Genomic DNA, 19,527 nt, shown 5'->3' with positions numbered 1-19,527 from the left:
ACACCGATTCGAAGCAAGGTGAAACTATGGAAAATAGAGGACCGTTGAAAGGCATTCGCGTCATCGATGTCAGCCATCAAGCCGCGGGGCCGTGGTGTACGACGCTGCTGGGCGACATGGGCGCCGACGTGTGGAAGATCGAGAAGCCCGGCCGCGGTGACAGCATCCGCTACGCGCGCGGCGCTGATCCGAAGGTCGGCAGCTTCAATTTCTGGGGACTCAACCGCAACAAGAGATCCGTCGGCGTCGACATCAAGCATCGCGACGGCGCGGCGCTGGTCAAGGAAATGGTTGCGACGGCGGATGTGCTCGTAGAAAATTTTCGCCCCGGCGTCATGGACCGGCTTGGCCTGGGCTACGCGCAACTCCAGCCGCTCAACCCGCGCCTGATCTACGCTTCGATCACCGCCTTCGGCAGCGTCGGACCGATGGCGCAAGACCCCGGCATGGATCTCATCCTGCAAGCGACCGCGGGGATGATGGGGCTGACCGGATTTCCCGACGGTCCACCGGCGAAAGCCGCGGGACCCATTGCCGACATTTCCGCCGGTGCGTATGCGGCTTACGCCATCGCGCTGGCGCTGCTCCACCGCACGCAGACCGGGCTCGGCCAACGCATCGATCTAGCCATGCTCGACGCGGCGATCTCGCTGCTGGCCGACATCTCGACGGCCTACCTCAACACCGGCCACGAGTATCAAAAGTTCGGCAATGGTCATCCGGACCTCGTGCCGTATCAAGCGTTCCAAGCCAACGACGGCTATTTCATCGTCGCCTGTCTCACCAACGCTTTTTGCAAGCGCTTGATGGACGGACTGGGCCGCGCCGACGTGCTCAAGGACCCGAAGTTCACCACCAACAACGCGCGCTGCGAAAACCGCGCGGAGTTCCTCGCCATCCTGCACGGCATCTTTCGCACCAATACGTGCGCACACTGGCTCAAGCTGTGCCACGACTTCGATGTCCCCGCGTGCCGCGTCAACAGTTTGAAAGATCTCTTCGAGATGGAGCAACTGGGAGCGATCGGCTCGGTGGCCGACTGGGAGCATCCGAAGCATGGCCCGTTCAAGACGATGAACGTATTGTTCCGCATGAGCGAGTCGCCCGGCTCGCTGCGCATCCCGCCACCGGGTCTCGCCGAGCATACGGATGATGTTCTGCGCGAACTCGGCAAGTCGGCGGACGAGATCGCGCGCCTGCGCAACGTGGGAGCATGCGGGTGATTCCGTGTGTCTCGCTCATACGCGCGGATGAAATGAACGGTCGCAGCAATCATGTAGCGCCGGAAGCGCCGGATGCGGGGCTGCGCCCCTGCGCCCGTACGAGAGGAAAACCGCGGCCGGTTTTCCTCTCGCGCTCTCCTTTCCCGCCTCGGAGCGGGGCAAATGGGTCGCGTCATGCCGAGTCGGCCCCGCGCGTTGGAACCAAGTTGGCGCACTCGCTCTTTCCCGCCAGCGCTGAATGGACTGATCGAGCGGCGGCCTCTGCGTGGATGCATTGCAGGGCAGTGCTTCCACCGACTGTCGGAGTCGGATGCCCCGCAAAGAGCAGAGAGCGGACACACCCTGATGAAAATTCAGAGATAGTCGCACAAGCCTCAAGCGCTGAAACAAGGAAGCCCAGAGGCCACCGCTTGCGTTCAGCAGCCCATCATTGGTGGCGTAGCGCCGTGTCGCAGGCAGAGAATGATCGCGCGAGGCCGAGTCACAATCACGCGGCCCCCTTCGATACGCTTGGCTACTCAGGGCCGGCTCCGCCGAGCGCCGCGGGCGCGAAAGGGAGGTGCGCGAATTCACTTCGCGTGCCGACGCCCAGCGGAGCATCGGGCGCCCGAGCGCACGGGGGCAGGCTTGCAAGAAACTCGCGAGGGAAAACCCCGCCGTGGGTTTTCCCTCGCTGATCGTAGCGCGGACCCATCTGAATGAAGGACGGATCTCAGTGGAGACACTAGGCGCGTTTCTGGACTCAGTTGCGGCGCGCGACTCGAACGCCGAATCGATCGCGTATGCGCCGCGCGACGCGGTCACGGCGCGGCTCACATGGGCCGAGTTGCGCGAGGCGAGTCGCGTTGCGGCGAAGAAGCTTATCGCGCTCGGCGTCACCAAAGGCGCGCGCGTCGGCTTTCTCTGTTCGAACCGCCTCGACTGGCTACCAATCGCCTTCGGGGCGCTGCGCATCGGCGCAATCCTGGCGCCGTTCTCCACGTTGTGGAAACGCGACGAAATCGCCTACGCGCTAACGCACGGCGACGTGTCGACCCTGCTGATGCTGCCGGGATTTTTGAAGCACGACTATCTCGCCAGCGTGAACGAGATCATCCCCGAGTTGCGCCGCAGCGAACCGGGTCAACTGCGCTCTTCGAGCGCACCCGCGCTGCGGCGCGTGGTGTTGCTCGATGGCAGCGCGCCCGGCGCCGAGCGGTGGGGCGACGTGCAACCGGAATGCGACAACGCCTTCCTCGATGCGCTGGAGCGCACCGTATCGCCGGCCGATTGGGCAACGATCTTCTTCACCTCCGGCACCACCGCGCAAGCGAAGGCGGTATTGCACTGCCACGCCGCGCTGACGATCTCCGCGCGGCGTCTGGCGCCGTGCTTCGGCATCACGCCGGACGACGCGTGGTGGGGTCACATGCCGCTGTTTTGGAGCGGCGGCTTCATTCTCGGGGCACTCGCGACTATGGCTGGCGGTGGCCGCATCGTCTTGCAGGAAACCGTCGACGCCGGCAGCGCGCTCACGCTCCTGGAGCGCGAGCGCTGCACGATCATGGCCGGCTGGCATCAAGCCGGGCCACTACTCGAACATCCCGACTTCGCCAAGCACACGCTGCGGCTGAAGAAGGGCACCAACCATCAACTCGCGACGCAACTGCTCGGCAGCGACCACGTCGCCATCGGTGTCTACGGCATGTCGGAAACCGCAACCTGCGTCACCGCGGCGCGCTGGGACGATGCCGAGGCGATTCGCACTGGCACGTTCGGGAAACCGCTCGACGGCATGACGGTCAAGATCGTGAATCCCGAGACGCGCCAACCGGTCGCCGTCGGCGAAGCCGGCGAGATCCACGTGAAGGGCCCAACCTTGATGGAGCGCTACTACAAAGTGCCGCGCGCGAATACGTTCGACGCCGACGGGTTCTTCAAAACCGGCGACCTCGGCTATTTCGACGACGACGGGTATCTCCATTTCGCCACGCGACTGAAAGACGTGATCAAGACCGCCGGTGTAAACGTCGCCGCCGTTGAAGTTGAAGAAGCGCTGGCGCGCCATCCCGCCGTCAAAGCCGCGCACGTCGTCGGCGTCCCACATCCGGTGCGCGGCGAGAACATCGCCGCCTTTGTCGTGTTGCACGCCGGCGCGGACACGAGCCCGGATACGCTCCGCGACTTCTGCAAAAGTTCCCTGGCGAGCTACAAAGTTCCGCGTCACGTGTTTCTGATCAGCGAAGCCGAGGTCCCACGGACCGGGTCGGGCAAGATCGAGAAGCCGGCGCTGCGGCGCACTGCCGAAGCGCGAATCGAGAACGAGGGCAGTTAGCGCTACGCTCTGCAATTCCGCCGGCTGAGTTGCCTTGCCGAAGTCAACCGACATAGCTATGTTAGCCAGATGAAGCAGGCCAAGATATCCGAGGTGAAGAATCATCTGAGCCGGTACCTGGCGCTCGTGCGCAAAGGAGAAGTGATTCGGATTCTCGATCGCGACGTGCCTGTGGCCCAGATCATTCCCATCGCCGATGGATCGCACGGACGCCGGATCGGAACCGAGGCGCTGGCTGAGATGGAGCGCAAGGGATTGATCCACCGCGGGACGGGTGCCATCGACAAAAGTCTCTTAGACACCGACCCACCAGGAAAACCGTGTGGTGTTTTGGATGCACTTCTAGAAGAGCGGAAGGCGCGGTGAGGTTCTGGGATTCGTCGGCCATCGTGCCGCTCGTCTGCGCGGAAGTCAGCAGCCGCACCTGCCGGTCGTGGTTGCGCGACGATCCCGTCGTATTGGTGTGGGCGCTTGCGAGCACCGAAGTCATCTCGGCGCTCGCGCGTAAGCGCCGGGAAGGGCGACTCGATCGGCGACGGTTCACGGTGGCCAAGCAGCGGCTCACCAAGTTGGAACAGGCGTGGAACGAAGTCATCCGCTACGACGCCGCGCGCGCACGCGCCCGTCGGTTGCTGGAGGTGCACCCGCTGCGCGCCGCAGACGCGCTCCACTTGGCGGCCGCGTTGGTGGCGATCGAAGAGCGCACCGCGGCGATCGAGTTCGTGACCTTCGACGAGCGCCTGGCCGAGGCGGCCGAGAAGGAAGGTTTCAGGGTCCTCTCAGCCTGATCAACGCGAGGGGCGAGTGGCGCAGACAGAGCCGAGGAAAGGTTGGCGGCCGCTGAACTGGCCACGCGACGATCGACAGGCGGTGCGTTGGATCGTGGCGTCAGGCGCGCTCTGCCTGGCGATCTTTGTCGCGACCATTCCGTTGCCGCGCGTCGACGGCCACCTGATCGGCTCCGATGGTTTTCGCTACTACGCGATTGTCCGCTCGATCGTGTTGGATCACGATCTCGACTTCACCAACGACTATCAGCGACTCGGCGTCTCGATTGAGCCGACGGCGACGCGGCTACCGGCGAATCCGTTCGCGATCGGATCGGCGCTCCTCTGGCTGCCGTTCTTCTGTCTCGCGCACACCCTCTCGCTCCTGATTGCCGGACTCGGTGTGGCGATTCCGGTCGACGGCGTGGGCTATCTTTACGAGAGCGCCGTCTGCATCGCGACGATCGGCTACGCGAGCGCGGGCTTCCTGCTGACGTACTGGTTGCTACGGAGGCTGTACGATGTGACCGTCGCACTGCTGGCCACCTTGGCGATGTGGTGGGCCACGGCCGCCATCTACTACACGATCGCGGAACCCTCGATGTCACACGGACTCACGATCTTCTCGAACGCGCTGTTCTTGTGGATGTGGTCGTCGCCGACGCGCCCGCGCCCACGCACGTGGTGGTTTACGCTCGGTCTGGCGGGCGCGCTGGTCGCGTTGGTGCGCTGGCAAGAGGGGGTAGTGCTCGTCGTGCCGATCATAGAATTGATCGTGAGGATTCACCGGCGCCAACCGTCGATCGCGGACTTAGCGGGCAACGCACTGGCGCTGACGGCGGGATTCGCCATCGGCTTCGTTCCTCAGATGATCATGTGGGCAACAGTGTACGGAACTCCGCTCATCATTCCGCAGGGAAGTAACTTCATGCTGTGGGCGAGCCCGCATCCGCTCGCGACGCTGATCTCGTCGCGTCACGGTATGTTGAGCTGGCACCCGGTCCTCTTGTTGGCTGCGTTCGGCATCGTACCGCTGTGGCGCCGCCAGCGCGCACTGGCACTGGTCGCAGTCGGGTCGTTTCTCGTGCAGCTCTACGTGAGCAGCGCGGCGGCAGACTGGTGGGCGGGCGACGCATTCGGCGGACGCCGCTTCACCGGCCTGTTGCCGCTGTTCGCCCTCTCGCTCGCCGCTCTGCTCTCAGCCTCGCGCCAACGCATGCGCACCGCGTCGTGGGCGGTCCTGCTCAGCTTGTTCGTTGTGTGGAACGGGCTCTGCTTCACGCAGTATCGTCTCGGCTTGATCTCCCGTCGCGACGCGCTCACGTGGCAGGAGATGACGATCGATCGGCTCCTGATTCCTTGGACACTCGTACAGAAGCTGCGGCCATAGTCGCATGGCGAAGATTCGGGGAAAGGTCTTGAATCGCCATAGTCAGCGCGTCGTAGGCATTCGCTACGAGGTCATTCTGATGGCGAGTGAAGAATCAAAGCCGCGCGACACGCTCCGCTATCGGACCGATACGACCATTGAGGCAGGGAAGGACGCACCGCTCAAGCTCGACGTCGAGAGCATGTACTTCGGAAGCGATACGCGCGTTCTCATTCGTGCCCTGCCTGCGAAGGTCGGCGATCGCGAACTACCGCTACCACCTGGTTGGCGAGAGTGACGCCGCTCGCTAGCTGCGTAGCCCACGCAATCGCGCGTCGCTCGCGGTCTCGGCGATCCGCAGCGCGCGCTGCGCGAGGGCGCTGGTGGAGCGAGCCATCCCTGCGAACCCTTCACCGTAGGTCTTGCCTTGCAGGTAGCGGGCGTAGATGCCTTCGCTGATGATTGCCAACTTGTAGAGCGCCAGCACTTGGTAGAACTCGATCGCATCGACGTTGCGGCCGCTGTGCTGGGCGTAGGCGGCGACGATTTCGGCGCGGGTGAAGAAGCCCGGCTTGGCGGTGAAGCGCGCCATCGTGCCGACGCCGCCGTCTTGTTCAGGATCACCAGCTTCGTACCAGTAGATCAGCGTGTAGCCGAGGTCGGACAACGGATCGCCGAGGGTCGCCATCTCCCAATCGAAGATCGCCACGACGCGGCCCGGATCGTTCGGATCGAGGGCCATGTTGCCAAGGCGATAGTCGCCGTGAACGATGGTCGCAGCGGGCGATGGCGGTAGCGCCGCGTTGAGTCGCCGGATCAATTCGTCGATCTCGGGCAGCGCGCTGGTTTTCGAACGCTCCCATTGCTGCGCCCAACGCCGCACCTGTCGCTCGATGTAGCCGTCGGGTCGTCCAAAACTCTCAAGCCCAACTTCGCGATAGTCGACGGCGTGGAGGCGGACCAGCGTGTCCACCAACGCCTGGCTGATACGCTGGCGATCGGATTCAGTCGGCGCGTAACCCGGCGGCATCTCGGTGGCGAGGACAACGCCTTGGCAGAAGTTCATCACGTAGAAGGGCATCTCGTTGACGGCCGGATCATCACACAGCGCGATGGGTCGCGGCGCCGGCACGTCGGTGCGCGCCAGCGCCGACAACACGGTGTACTCGCGCGCCATGTCGTGAGCGGTCGGCAACACGTGACCGAGTGGCGGCCGGCGCAACACCCACTCGCGCTCACCGCCGCGCACCAGATATGTCAAATTCGAGCGGCCGCCGCTGATCAACGAGAACATCAGCGCGCAATCACCGCCGGGCACGTGCTCGCGAAAGAAGCGCGACACATTGGCGTGATGAATCCCGGCGATCTCGCCCATGGGGGCACTCTTCCACGGCGGCGCTGCCCCTACAATCGTCCGTGGCCGACTTGACGCGCGCCGCGCGCCCGCTCTATGCGTGCGACCGAGTAACCGCGAGTCATGAGGTCGAGAGCAGCAGACATCGACACGATCTTCGTCGGGCGCAGCGACGAGTTGGCAGCGCTTCGGGAAGCATCCGACGGCGCGCGCACGGGTCACGGCCGGTTGGTGCTCATCGGAGGCGAGTCAGGGATCGGGAAGACAACGCTGTTGGAGCAGTTCGCTGCCCAGAGCAGTGCGCCGATTCTGTGGGGACGTTGCTGGGAAAGCGATGGGGCCGCGGCGTTCCGGCCCTGGTCTCAAATCATCGACAGCTATTCGCGGCGACACACCGCTCGGGTGTTGCGTCAGACGCTCGGCCCCGGCGCGGCGGATCTCCTCCAGCTCGTGCCGCATTTGAGCAAACGCCTCGCGAACCTGACGACGGCTCCCACCATCGATGCGCAACAGGGCCGTCTGCGTTTGTTCGAGAGCGTCGTCGGCTTTCTACGCCGCGCCGCGAGCCGCGAGCCGCTCACCCTCGTCGTCGAAGATCTCCACCGCGCCGACCTTCTTTCGCTCCGGCTCCTGCACTTCGTGGCGCGTGAACTCGCGAGCGTTCCCCTCCTCATCATCGCCACCTATCGCGACACCGAGGTCGCGACGCAGAGTCCTCTGCATGAAGTCCTTGGCGAGTTGGTCACGAGCGCCCGCGTACTACCGTTGAGTGGTCTCTCCCCGGTTGAGGTCACAGCGTTCGTGGCTCACGCGATCGATCAAGACGCCCCCGACGCTCTGATGAGCGCGCTGCACCAGCAGACCGACGGTAACCCGTTCTACGTGCGAGAACTCGTGCGGCAGCTCGCCGCCGAAGACCGGCCGCTCGTCAACTGGACTGACGCAGTGGCGATGACCGTACCCGAGGGTTTGCGCCTGATCCTGCGGCGCCGGGTCGAGAGGCTTTCGCCACAATGCCAACTCGCGTTGCGGATGGCGGCGGTGTTCGGCCGAGAATTCTCCGCGCTTGCCGTCGCCGCCGCGGCACGCGTGTACGGTCCCGATGACGACAGAGTATCGAATGTGGCGGATCTCCTCGCCGAGGCTCACGCGGCTCGCATCATCAGCGAGATGCCTGACGAGGGAGGTTGGCTGCGTTTCATGCACGCCGTGATTCGCGACACGGTGTACGAGGATCTGTCGCCGACCGAACGTGCCCGCTTACATCGCGCCGCCGCCGACGCGTTGGAGTCGTTGCCGGACGGTGATTTCAACGAGCTGTCGCACCATCTGCTCCAGGCGATCCCGACCGGCACCGCCGCAAGAGCACTCGACGTCACCATCCGCGCCGCCCGTACGGCAACGGGGCGTCTCGCACACGAGGAAGCCGCGAGAAGTTACCAGCGCGCTCTGCGAATACTCGACACGATGGCCGATGCGGGCGAAGCCGGCGCGCGACAACGCGTCGAATTGCTCGTGGCGTTGGGCGAAGCACAGATGTGTGTCGGTGAAACGATCGAGGGGCGCCGTACATTGCTCGAAGCGTTGCGCCGCGCTCGTGAACTCGACGCGTCGGAGCTATTCGCCGAAGCGGCGCTGCACTACGCCAACCCCGGCGATGTCGATCCGCAGGTCGACGACACCGCCATTGCGCTGCTGACCGAAGCGAACGCGCGCCTCGATGGCGGCAAGCCGGTATGGCGCGCGTGTGTGCTCGGCAAGCTGGCAATGATGCAGTACTTCACTGGAACGGTAGAGGAGCGCGTGAGCAATAGCCGCGAAGCACTCGCGCTCGCCGAGGAGGCTGGGGATACCCGCGTGCTCGCCGAAGTGATCGGCGATGCGCACTTCGCCCTGCTCGGGCCCGACAATGCGCGAGAGCGACTGACCATGGCCGATCGCCAGATTCAATTGGCCGAATCGATTGACGCTTCGAAACTGGAGCTGGAAGGTCACAGTTGGCGGTTGGTCGACCTGCTCGCGCTCGGTGATATCCGTGGCGTCGACATCGAGCTAAACATCTGCGCGCGGCAAGCACACAGCTTACGCCGCTCGTTCGATCTCTGGCGTGTCGCGGTCTATCGCGCGATGCGCGCCCTGTTGGCGGGGCGCCTTGCCGAAGCCGGGCCCCTCATCGACGAGGCGCTGCACCTTGGCGAACGAGCGCACAGCCCCAACCGCGCGCTGGCCTTCGGAGCCCAATTCTTCTTATTGCGCCGCGATCAGGGACGGCTCGAAGAGATCACCGACCAGATCCGCTGGTTCGCGGACGAGTACCCCACCATGCCCGCGATCCGCTGCGGTCTCACACTGCTCTATGCGGAAGTCGGGCGCGTGGCGGAGGCTCGCGCGGAGTTCGAGCGACTTGCGGCAAATGACTTCGGCGACATTCCGCGCGACGCCAACTGGATCAACGCAATGGAAAAGCTCGCGCATGCCTGCGTCGCGCTCGGCGACACCCGTCGAGCGCGCGTGTTGTACGACGCGCTGCTTCCATACGCGGAGCAGACCGTAGTAGTGGCTTTCGGCGAAGCCTGCGACGGATCGATGTCGCGGGCGCTCGCGCTCCTCGCGGCGCTGATGCGGCAATGGGACATCGCCGCGCACCACTTCGAAGCCGCGCTCACCATGAATGCACGGTTAGGTGCGCGCGGCTTCGTCGCCCGCACGCAACACCAGTACGCCGAGATGCTGATCCGAATCGCTGAAGGTGAAGAACCCCCATTTGAAAAGGGGGGGCAAGGGGGGATTTCCCCACCAACAGAGCCGCGCACGCCTCTCACGCTCCTCAGCGACGCCATCGCCACCTACGAGCAGCTCGGGATGAACGGCTACCTCCGGCAGACACTGGCGCTGCGGGAACAAGCATTGCGCCTACCCCAGCCGCAGAACGTCTTCCGCTTCGACGGCAAGCGCTGGACCGTGCGCTGGCAAGGCCGGCCGGTTCGCGTGCGCCAGGCGCAGGCGCTGCACTATGTGGCGCATCTGCTGCGCAATCCTGGACGCTGGATTTCCGTCATCGATTTGCAGCGAGCGGTTACCTCCGCAGCACCGAGCGCCGCCCTGGTTTGCGACGACCATCTGGAAGTGATGCAGCTCGATAATGGTGAACCGGCGCTCGATGCGCGGGCGCTACGCGCCTGCCGAGCGCGCTTGCGCGATTTGCTCCACGAGCGCAGCGAAGCGTCGCGCCTCAACGACGCGGCCCGACTCGCCGCAATCGATGTCGAACGCGATGCGATCGAGCGCCAGCTCCGTCGCGGCAACGTGGGAAACACAATTGATCAGCTCCGAAAGAATATCTCCAAAGCGATCGTTCGCGCCCGCGCCGCGATCCAGCGAAGCAGCCCTCCGCTCGGCGAGCATCTTGAGCGGCACATTACCTACGAGCGCCACGCCTTCCGATACAACCCGCCCCAAGAAATCAGGTGGGAGGAATGAGAACTGCGGCAGCGGACGAAAGTGGAGCGAATGGCGTGAAAGTGGAGCGCCTACAGACAGTGAAGGACTACCCGTTGCCGCGCAACGGATGGAGAGGGGGCTTCATGATTCAAAGGCAGATAACCGTTGTCGCCGAACGGATCAAGGCGCAGCAGAGGCGAGTCACGAGCGGAATCACAGTAGCGCTGCTCAGGGAGACAGGGAAGGTTCTCGATGAGCGACCGGGTACGAATCAGAAGTGGGGCGCGTAAAATCGCCATCTTCGCCAGAGCGTTGCTGCTCACGGTGCGACACCCCACCGAGGGCGCTCACCCTCGAAGGCGAGCGCGCCACACCGAGCTTGGCCCCTCTTGGCGCGTCTTGCTCCTTGGGTGCCTGGTTGCGGCATCTGCACGTGATGCTTCGGCCGAGACGTTCCCGCTCTCGTTCCCTCTTCAGACCGGCCCCTCCGTCGACCCATGGAGCGCAAGCATAGTCACCGTCATGGACCACGAGACGCCCGCTGCTTATGTCCCGGACAGCCGAGTCCGAGCGTTCACGGGTGAAGTTGGCGACACAAACCCCGATTCTAATCCAGTATCGTTTGGCGGCTCGCTTCTTCACGGGTTCGGAAGTGACACACAGCCAAGTTTCATGGTCAACGGAAGCTACAGTGGTGACAGCGACAAGACACGTCTCTACTACGACGGGCACCCCGGATACGACTTCTCAACCAACGGTCAGCCCCTCCCAGTGTACGCCGCCGCCGACGGGACAACGATAGCGCGCAGCAGCGGTACTTGCAGCGCGAGTTGTGGCTGCACGGCCGGTTGCTGCGGGGCCGTCTACCTCGACCACGGCGGAGGCTACTCGACCGTCTATCTGCATTTGGACACGCTGGATTCGAGCGTGACAAATGCGTCAGGCGCGTACGAACCTTCTAAGTTCGTTGGTCGCGGGACCCAGATCGGGACCGCGGGTGGCCGTGGCTGCAGCGGTAAAGCTAACGCATTCCCTGTTCATCTCCATTTCGAGGTGAGAAAAGACGATATTCCCGTTGATCCCTACGGTTGGGAAGGCGACCTGGCGGGCAAAGGGCCAGATCCTTACCGACCAGACCTGCCCGGACTGAACGTCCGGTTGTGGGAGCGCCGTCCTTTCCAATGGGCGGCGCTGCCTCCATCGTTGGTGTCTGCGGGAAGCTCCCTTCGCCTCTACTGGCTCGTTAACACGCCAACGACCCACACAAACATCCACGTCGACACGATTCAGGACGTATCAGCCGCCACCTGCGATGGTCGCCCGTCGTGCAATCGCACTTCAGCGAAGACCGGACAGGGTATCTTCAATGATGTCGTTTCCTTCCCGGAACCGAAAACCTATTTCGTGGCCTCACACGCGGTAATCGGTGGTCGGCACTACTACACGGAGGTAGTTGCGGTGACGGCACTTTCAGCATGCATCGCGCCGAGCTCGTCTGGAGGGAGCGCCACGGGGACTAGCTGTTGTCAGGATACGGAATGCGTGAGTGGCCCAGAGTGCACAACAGGAAGGTGCATCACCGGTCAGTGCGAGTACCTCGCCGTTCCCGATTGTCAAAGCTCGCCGTCAGCAATCCCCACTCGTACGCCGACGCTAACTCCAACCCGAACATCGACAGGCACCCAGCAGCCCAGCGCGACTCCCACCGCGACACCAACGCGCACATGGACGAATCTGCCGACCGCCACACAGGTTCCGACTCCTCCGGGGCAGATATCTGACGGGTACGTCCAAGTCTGGCCTGGAGGCATCAATTTTCCAGACACACTTGTCGGCCAAACTGGCGCCGCCACAGGCGTGGCGTTCCGTGTGGTGTCCACCAATCCTATGCGTCTGCAAAACATTGCCAGCAAGGGAGGCATGGGAGGGGCATTCGTTGTGTCCGGTGGACCCGCGTCGAATACGATGTTCGCAGGCAATTCCTCAAGTGCATTCCAGGTGGCGTTCGCTCCATCCGCAGCCGGATCAGCGATTGCCACCGTTGGCATCACGTACCTGCGATGTTCACAATTCAGCCCGCCAGTGTGCGACCCGACAACGTACGAGATTGATATCGCCGTAAACGGCACAGGCGTGCTGCCGCCTACGGCTACACCAAGCGGCCCGACGCCGACCCCGGGTGCTGTGTCTTTCCAAGACGATTTCAATCGGCCGGATTCGGCCGATGCCGGGAACGGATGGACCGAGCAGTTCGGCAACATCTCGATCGCAGGAAACAGACTTCTTGGGGTGAGCGGTGCCGGTGTGTACCGGTCGCTGGCCTTCTCTTTCCCAGCTCACCTGCGCGCCCAGTTGATTGGCTGCGGCCCGAATCAGGACGGCTTTGCCCACTTCGTAACGATACGGAGCACTGGTAGCAGCTTCTATGGCGGTTACGGCGTCGAGTTGTTCCAGAATCCCGGAGCGGGAGGTTCGACCAGCGTCGCCCTCTACGATAACGGAGTACAGCTTGGGAGGGTTGGCATCTCATCGTCCGGCTCCCAACCGATGGCTAGCCCTGTGAGTCTGGATTTTACGATCAACGTTGATGGTAGCATCGCAGGCACAGCGACTGCTGCAAACAGGACGGGCAACTTCAGCTTCGAGCCATATGCGATCCAAAGCAGCGGACAGAATCTCCACCTGAGGCTGGAGGGGTACGAGTGCGATAGCCCATACAACAGCATGGCTATTGACCAGATTAACCTTGACGCCGCTGCACCGCCGCCGACAGCAACCCCGAGTCCGATGCCTACGGCAACCGCGACGCCGACGCCGACCCCGAGTGGCGACTGCTGTATAGCCGAAGTAGGCCCTGGATGTGTGAATCCAAGCTGTCGAAGCGTGGTCTGCACCGCCAACATCTGGTGCTGCGAGGTTCAATGGGATGAGGCGTGCGCCGCCGACGCGCTCAGCAGACCGGAGTGCGCTTGCGCGAGTCCAACTCCAACAGCTTCGCCAAGCGCAACTATCACCGCCACGTCCACGTCGTCGCCAACGCCGACCAACACGCCAACGCCCACACCGACCACGACGCCCACGCGCACGCCGACTCGAACGGCAACAGCAACTGCGACTCGTACGCCCACGAACACTCCGACGCGGACAGCAACGAGTACGGGCACCGCGACGGCAACGCCCACGAATACGCCGACCCAGACCGCTACCAACACGCCAACGCGAACCGCGACTGCGACACCAAGCAACACCGCCACTTCGACACCGACTCGGACGAGTACGAGCACACCAACTCAGACCGCCACTCGCACGCCAACGGCGACCCCCACGAGCACATTCACTGCGACATCCACTGCAACCCACACGGGCACTTCGACCCCAACGAATACCCCCACCGCTACAGCAACGAGAACGCCGACCTCCACACCGACCGATACACCGACCCGCACGCCGACCAACTCACCCACACCGACCCGGACGAGTACGAACACACCAACTCAGACAGCCACCCGGACGCCAACGGCGACCCCCACGAGCACATTCACTGCGACATCCACTGCAACCCACACGGGCACTTCGACCCCAACGAACACCCTTACCGCTACAGCAACGAGAACGCCGTCCTCAACACCGAGCGATACGCCCACTCGCACACCGACCAACTCACCCACACCGACCCGGACGAGTACGAGCACAGCAACTCAGACACCCACCCGGACGCCAACGTCCACCCCCACGAGCACGTTCACTGCGACAGCGATCTCGATGGCCACGATCACTTCGATGGCGACGAGCACATCTATCGCCACAGCGACGAGCACCGCGACCTCAACGGCGAGCCCGACGCCATCCAGCTCGCCATCGCAAGCACCAACACCGACTCCTACCGCTTCGTTCACCGGCACGCCGTCGTTCACGCCGACTACCAGCGCCACGGCAAGCCCAAGTTTCACACCGTCCCAAACGGCAACCGTTACGCCGACTGGAACGTTGACGCCCACCGCGACCTGGACGATGAGCCGCACGTCAACACTGACAGCAATCCCGACGCATACGCTCACCGCGACTAGTACGGGCACAGCGACAGCGTCGTCAACGTCGTCACCAACCCACAGCGCAACGAGAACGCTTACAGAGACGCCTACCGACACGCCGTCCGGTACTCCCACCGTTACTCCAACGAGTACGGCGAGCACGACGCCCGTGCCGACCAACTCGGCCCCAGTAACCTTCACGTCGAGCACCAGCCCGTCAGCAACGCCCACCGCGACGCCGCCAGAGACGATGACAGATTTGCCCACGACGACTGCTACCTCGATACCGACAAACACCGCGACCAGCGCGCCAATAGAAACGGCGACGCTGACCGCCACTCAAACGCGAACAGACACGGTAGCCCCCACCGCCACGGAGTCGTTCAGCGTAACTCCCACACTCGCGCCGAGTAGCACTGAAGCGGACACTCCGACCGCGACGCCAGTTCCGACGCTCACGCCAACAGCGATAAGTAGTCCAACCACTTCTCCGCTACTGCCGACGGCGACCAATTCGCCCACAGAAACGCCAATCAACACCGCGACGCCGACGCTCTCTACCGCCGGCACCCCATCGATCGCTGTGACGCCAAACAACACGGCTGTCATCAGCCCGCCCCCGACTGCGAGTCAGACTACAACGCCGCACGCCTCTCCGACTCCGTGTCCGACGACTGCGCCTACCGTCACAGCGACTCCAACCGCAACGCCGCTACCGCCGACCGCAACAGCAATCCCCTGCGCCGGCGACTGCGACAGCAGCGACACCGTCACCGTCGAAGAGCTCGTCAAAGGCGTGAACATCGCGCTCGGAGTGTCACCGCTCAGCGATTGTCCGCAGTTCGATGCCGATCACAGCACGGACGTGACGGTCGACGAGTTGATCCAAGGGGTGAACATCGCGCTGAGTAGATGCGCGGAGAGACAGTAGGCAGTAGACAGAGGGCAGTAGGCAGTCGGAGGCACGGAGTACCTTATGATCTCGGTCGACGAACTCGTGCGCGCGGTTGGCAACGCTTTGCTTTGCGCGCGTCGAATCATCAGTGGTAGACTTCGAGCGATGTTTGAAGGAGCGAGACCATGGTGACGATCACCTTCCCGGATCGAGAGACCGAGAAGCGCGCGCTGGGCTTCATGCTTGGCCGCTTCTCAGGTCGTGTCCTCCGCACCGGCGAGCATCTCGTGCCGGAAGCGGCGCTGGAAGCCCTCGCCGATCAGAGCATTCCGTTCATCGTCAAGGGAAAGGCGACCTATGAGCAGCAGGTGGCGGCGATTCGAGGTGCTGCTCCCACTTCAGTTCAATGATGGGCGCGAGGTGCCGCCCGATTGGCTTGCGGAGGCGGTGCTGCAAATCGTCGATCATTTCGGCGCGGCAAGTTACGAAACGCAGAAGGTCGAGGGCCATTGGCGACAGGGCGGCGTGACGTACCGCGACACCCTCGTGAAGCTGGTTGTCGATGCGCCCGACACGCCCAAGAATCGGCAATGGATGCGGCAATTCAAAGGTCGCTGGAAGGCGCGTCTCGAGCAACTTGACCTATGGGTCATCAGCTATCGTGTCGAGGTCGAGTAGCCCTCCGGAGCCGCCCGCGTCACCGTGGACGGGCGACGCGTATCCGCCGATCACGCCTACCGTCACTGCAACTCCGCCGAATGGCGGTCTCGACCAGATCGCCGTTGCGCAACGCTTGCCAGCCGCGCCCAAAGGCCGTGTCCGCCTCGATTCCGAACTCGACCAGTACCTCCCGCAACTGAACAGGAACGTTGTGGTCAAGCAGCCACATTGGCGCCGCGACGCTGCTCAAGTTCCTCGGACGCGAAACGAAGAACCTCAGGAATGCTTTCGGGCGGGAAGCCCGCGTAGTCGATCGCGATCTCTGTTCCGGTCATCCCTTCAGCAAGACACGCGAGCACATGCGCCACGGACAATCGCGTTCCTCGAATCGCCGGCTGCCCACCGAGCAGTTCCGGATCGATGATGACCCAACGGTAGCCTGGCAGGGTTTTCATACTATCGTCCATGGAAGTCTGATAGCACAACGCGCAACACGGTACGAAATGCGATGCGGGTTGAGGCGACCCAGCGCGAGCTGTATCCTTACAATTTTGCGTCCTCTCCGATTGACAGCCGCGCGGCGAACGTGTCTGACCGTCGCGCGATGGCGATCTATCTCATCCGACACGGCGAAACCGATTCGAACGCGGCGCGCGTAGTGCAAACGCCTGAAGCGCCGCTGAGCAAGCGCGGCATCACCCAAGCCGGGCTGCTCGCGCGCCGACTTGCCGGTGAAGGCATCACCAACGTGATCACGAGCGATCTCCCGCGGGCGCGCATAACCGCTGAAATCGTGCAAGCCACGACCCGCGCCACGCTCCGGCTCGACGCGCTCCTGCAAGAGCGCAACTACGGCGACATCCGGGGGCGAGCGTATGCGGACTTCGACGTCGACATCCTGGGGCCGGATTACGAGCCACCTGGCGGCGAGCGCTGGATGGAGTTTCATCAGCGAGTCGATCGCGCGTGGGTCGCAATCACCGACGCCGCGACTCGCGCCCGCGGGCATCTCGCCGTGGTCACCCACGGACTCGTGTGTGCCTCACTGGCGCAGAGGCATCTGCAATTGCCGGCGGGTGTCGCCGCCCCGCAGCGCTGGGGCAATACTTCGCTGACCATCATCGACACCGCGCCACCATATGTCGTGCGGCTACTCAACTGCACGGCGCACCTCGATGAGCGCAGCGCCGACGATGTGCGAACGCGCTCGGGTCTTTAGTGCCGCGTCTCGAGATTCGAAACGGGAGGCGAGCCTCCCGGCGAGCCGCTTGGCATGCACCGTGCGGCTCGGCAGAAGCCTCGCCCTCCCAGTTGCGTCAGCGGATCGGTAAACGCGATTATGAGACACGCCACTAGTAGTTACGGCAGCGCTCCGTGCGTGATCCAGTCGCGGATCACTTGAATCTGCGCCGTGGTGAGTGACGGCTTGCCGATCGGCATCTTCGACCCTTGCCCACGCAGCGGAGTGGTGAGCTTGGTTACGAGGAAGCTGGCGGCGGGATTGCCCGGGTTGACGCGCAGCAACCCGTCGCTCAGCGCCGCGGGGTTTGCTGGCAACACACCGACGAGCGCGGCGTGCGAGCTGCCGGGCTCCAACACCAGATCGCCGGCCCGATCTGCGGCGGTGTGACAAGCCGCATCCGTGCAACTGCTGGTGAAGATTGCCTGCACGTCCGCGAGCGTCGCGGATGCTGGCATCGTCGGTGTCGCTGTCGGCGCCTCGCTCGAACGTGGCGTCGGAGTCGGTGTCGGCGTGGCCGTCGCTGCTCCAGTTGGCGCCGGTTGCCCAGAACAGCCGTTCAACGACGCCGTCACCGCCTGTACCAGCTCGTCGACGGTCACCAAGTTATCGCCGCTGACATCGCATGGCGGACAATCACCCAGGGGTGCACCGAGCGCGATACTGACGCAGTGAATCAACTCGTCGACAGTCACGGCGCCGTCGTTGCTGCAATCTCCGGGACATGCTGGCGCACTGCCGGACAAACCGTTGACGACGTCGATCGCCACGCTGGCGAGGTTGGAATCGCTCGATCCATCCCACGCGGCGAACGTGAATATGTCCGAGCCGAAAAACCCGGCATCGGCAACATAGGTGGCCACCGTTCCGCTCAGTTCCACGGTGCCATGAGTTGGTTGCGAGACGACGCGCAAGGTCAGTGGGTTGCCGTCGGCATCACTGGCGCTGAGGCGAATCATCGCCGGCGTGTCGGCCGATGTCGCGGCCGCGGCGTCACTCACGAGCGGTGGATGATTCGGATTTGCATCGTCACCGCCTGGGCCAATATGGCAGGTATAGCACCCCACCTGAAAACCTGGCCAGAAGTGTTTGGTGCCGAACTCGGTGTGCAACACCCGATCCGCGCGCGTGCGCGAGATAGCGGTGCCGCGGTAGTCCGCGCCGTGGCATGCCGGACACCGCGCCAGGTCACCCAGTTCAACCGCGTCGGGATGCTGGTTCACCCACACCTGCCCCACCGGGTGCATACCGAGATTGTTCCAGTAGACGGTTGCATCTTCTGCGGCCGCCAGCCGAGTACTGAGCGGCAGGGCCAGCAGCAACATTGCAAGCCCGCTCGTCTTGACCACCTGTCGTTCAAGCAAACGCATATCCGCATCTCCAAAGTCTCCTCTGCAGAGATGCAGCCAAGGCGCAGATTGCTGCAAATCACGCCGGTGGCGGACCAATGGCTCGCAAGACACGGGTTGCACCAAGATCGGAACGGCGCGCCCATTGAGAGCACTGCCGCACTCTGTTACGTCCTGTGAGCGAGGCGGCCACACCCGGAGACACGCATGGATCTAGTCCGACAACTGTTCGAGATTTTCTTTCACCTCGACGTTCATCTGAACGACTGGGCCGGCATGCTCGGGCCGTGGCTCTATCTGCTGCTGTTCGTAATTCTGTTCTGCGAGACCGGCTTGGTGGTCACGCCATTTCTGCCGGGTGATTCGCTGCTGTTTGCCGTCGGTGCGCTGGCGTCTATCGAGGGGTCGCCGCTCAGCCTGCCGCTACTGCTCACGTTGCTGTGCATCGCCGCCGTCGCCGGTGACGCCGTGAACTATTCGATCGGCTTTCGGGTCGGGCCGAAGGTGTTCAACCGCGAGCAGTCGCGCTTGCTCAACAAGGAGCACCTCCGCCGCACACACGAGTTCTACGAGAAGTACGGCGGGAAGACGATCATCTTGGCGCGCTTCATGCCGATCATTCGTACTTTCGCCCCGTTCGTCGCCGGCATTGGGCAGATGGGCTATCCGAAGTTTGCGGCGTTCAACGTCATCGGCGGCATCGCCTGGGTGATGTCATTCGTGGTCGCCGGCTACTTCTTCGGTAACATGCCGGCGGTGAAGAGCAACTTCCATTACGTGATCGTGGCGATTGTCGTGTTGTCGATCATGCCACCGATCATCGAGTACCTACGCTCCCGCCGCGAAGCGCGCACCGCGCCAGCTATCGAGTAAACGCAGGCCCG

16 protein-coding genes and 1 pseudogene are annotated in these 19,527 nt (G+C 63.5%); 14 read left to right on the top strand and 3 right to left on the bottom strand.

What is annotated here, in order from left to right; all coding sequences use genetic code 11:
- Nucleotides 1–26 precede the first annotated feature (26 nt).
- The 6 genes from HYR72_12215 to HYR72_12190 all read left to right on the top strand — a co-directional run bounded on the left by HYR72_12215 (nucleotide 27) and on the right by HYR72_12190 (nucleotide 5,971).
- Nucleotides 27–1,223: a CoA transferase gene (locus tag HYR72_12215; GenBank protein ID MBI1815738.1), complete on the top strand. Its 1,197-nt coding sequence runs from the start codon at nucleotides 27–29 to the stop codon at nucleotides 1,221–1,223.
- A gap of 715 nt (nucleotides 1,224–1,938) precedes the next feature.
- Complete coding sequence (locus tag HYR72_12210; protein ID MBI1815737.1) at nucleotides 1,939–3,537, top strand: AMP-binding protein; 1,599 nt, start codon at nucleotides 1,939–1,941, stop codon at nucleotides 3,535–3,537.
- A 69-nt stretch (nucleotides 3,538–3,606) separates the two neighbouring features.
- On the top strand, nucleotides 3,607–3,903 hold the full coding sequence (locus tag HYR72_12205; GenBank protein ID MBI1815736.1) for a type II toxin-antitoxin system prevent-host-death family antitoxin: 297 nt from the start codon (nucleotides 3,607–3,609) through the stop codon (nucleotides 3,901–3,903).
- Nucleotides 3,900–4,325, top strand: a complete 426-nt coding sequence (locus HYR72_12200) for a PIN domain-containing protein (GenBank protein ID MBI1815735.1) — start codon at nucleotides 3,900–3,902, stop codon at nucleotides 4,323–4,325. The genes HYR72_12205 and HYR72_12200 overlap by 4 nt, the downstream gene beginning before the upstream one ends.
- A gap of 82 nt (nucleotides 4,326–4,407) precedes the next feature.
- Entirely contained in the window at nucleotides 4,408–5,694 is a 1,287-nt protein-coding gene (locus HYR72_12195) for a hypothetical protein (GenBank protein ID MBI1815734.1), read from the top strand.
- Between the two features lie 28 nt (nucleotides 5,695–5,722).
- On the top strand, nucleotides 5,723–5,971 hold the full coding sequence (locus tag HYR72_12190) for a hypothetical protein (GenBank protein ID MBI1815733.1): 249 nt from the start codon (nucleotides 5,723–5,725) through the stop codon (nucleotides 5,969–5,971).
- Nucleotides 5,972–5,980: 9 nt separating this feature from the next.
- Here HYR72_12190 and HYR72_12185 read toward each other — a convergent pair whose 3' ends face one another.
- Nucleotides 5,981–7,048 carry a phosphotransferase family protein gene (locus HYR72_12185; GenBank protein ID MBI1815732.1) on the bottom strand — a complete coding sequence of 356 codons (1,068 nt, stop codon included), beginning with the start codon at nucleotides 7,046–7,048 and terminating at the stop codon, nucleotides 5,981–5,983.
- A 102-nt stretch (nucleotides 7,049–7,150) separates the two neighbouring features.
- Here HYR72_12185 and HYR72_12180 point away from each other — a divergent pair, with 102 nt between their 5' ends.
- The 6 genes and pseudogenes from HYR72_12180 (at nucleotide 7,151) to HYR72_12155 (ending at nucleotide 16,072) form a co-directional block, all read left to right on the top strand.
- A complete protein-coding gene (locus HYR72_12180; GenBank protein ID MBI1815731.1) occupies nucleotides 7,151–10,507 on the top strand; it encodes an AAA family ATPase in 3,357 nt (1,118 codons plus the stop codon).
- A gap of 213 nt (nucleotides 10,508–10,720) precedes the next feature.
- Nucleotides 10,721–11,551: pseudogene (locus HYR72_12175) on the top strand (M23 family metallopeptidase).
- Nucleotides 11,552–13,401: 1,850 nt separating this feature from the next.
- Nucleotides 13,402–14,535 (top strand): hypothetical protein, encoded by a 1,134-nt coding sequence (locus HYR72_12170; GenBank protein ID MBI1815730.1) that lies wholly within the window; start codon nucleotides 13,402–13,404, stop codon nucleotides 14,533–14,535.
- A gap of 133 nt (nucleotides 14,536–14,668) precedes the next feature.
- Nucleotides 14,669–15,430: a hypothetical protein gene (locus tag HYR72_12165; GenBank protein ID MBI1815729.1), complete on the top strand. Its 762-nt coding sequence runs from the start codon at nucleotides 14,669–14,671 to the stop codon at nucleotides 15,428–15,430.
- 149 nt (nucleotides 15,431–15,579) lie between these two features.
- Nucleotides 15,580–15,804: a hypothetical protein gene (locus HYR72_12160; GenBank protein MBI1815728.1), complete on the top strand. Its 225-nt coding sequence runs from the start codon at nucleotides 15,580–15,582 to the stop codon at nucleotides 15,802–15,804.
- A complete protein-coding gene (locus tag HYR72_12155) occupies nucleotides 15,779–16,072 on the top strand; it encodes a hypothetical protein (protein ID MBI1815727.1) in 294 nt (97 codons plus the stop codon). The genes HYR72_12160 and HYR72_12155 overlap by 26 nt, the downstream gene beginning before the upstream one ends.
- 197 nt (nucleotides 16,073–16,269) lie before the next feature.
- Here the strand turns inward: HYR72_12155 and HYR72_12150 are convergent, their stop codons facing one another.
- Nucleotides 16,270–16,509: a DUF433 domain-containing protein gene (locus tag HYR72_12150; protein ID MBI1815726.1), complete on the bottom strand. Its 240-nt coding sequence runs from the start codon at nucleotides 16,507–16,509 to the stop codon at nucleotides 16,270–16,272.
- 53 nt (nucleotides 16,510–16,562) lie between these two features.
- On the opposite strand from HYR72_12150, the gene HYR72_12145 reads away from it, so the two are divergent.
- Nucleotides 16,563–17,273: a histidine phosphatase family protein gene (locus HYR72_12145; protein ID MBI1815725.1), complete on the top strand. Its 711-nt coding sequence runs from the start codon at nucleotides 16,563–16,565 to the stop codon at nucleotides 17,271–17,273.
- A 140-nt stretch (nucleotides 17,274–17,413) separates the two neighbouring features.
- Here HYR72_12145 and HYR72_12140 read toward each other — a convergent pair whose 3' ends face one another.
- Nucleotides 17,414–18,664, bottom strand: a complete 1,251-nt coding sequence (locus tag HYR72_12140) for a hypothetical protein (protein ID MBI1815724.1) — start codon at nucleotides 18,662–18,664, stop codon at nucleotides 17,414–17,416.
- A 186-nt stretch (nucleotides 18,665–18,850) separates the two neighbouring features.
- On the opposite strand from HYR72_12140, the gene HYR72_12135 reads away from it, so the two are divergent.
- The gene (locus tag HYR72_12135; protein ID MBI1815723.1) at nucleotides 18,851–19,516 is read left to right on the top strand and encodes a DedA family protein; all 666 of its coding nucleotides are present in this window, start codon (nucleotides 18,851–18,853) and stop codon (nucleotides 19,514–19,516) included.
- The last annotated feature ends 11 nt before the right edge of the window (nucleotides 19,517–19,527 follow it).

The organism is Deltaproteobacteria bacterium, from assembly GCA_016178705.1.
In the GTDB taxonomy this organism is placed as follows: domain Bacteria; phylum Desulfobacterota; class Binatia; order HRBIN30; family JACQVA1; genus JACOST01.
The sequence above is the reverse complement of the archived record's forward strand: the minus strand, read 5'-3'. Positions and strand labels throughout refer to the sequence as shown.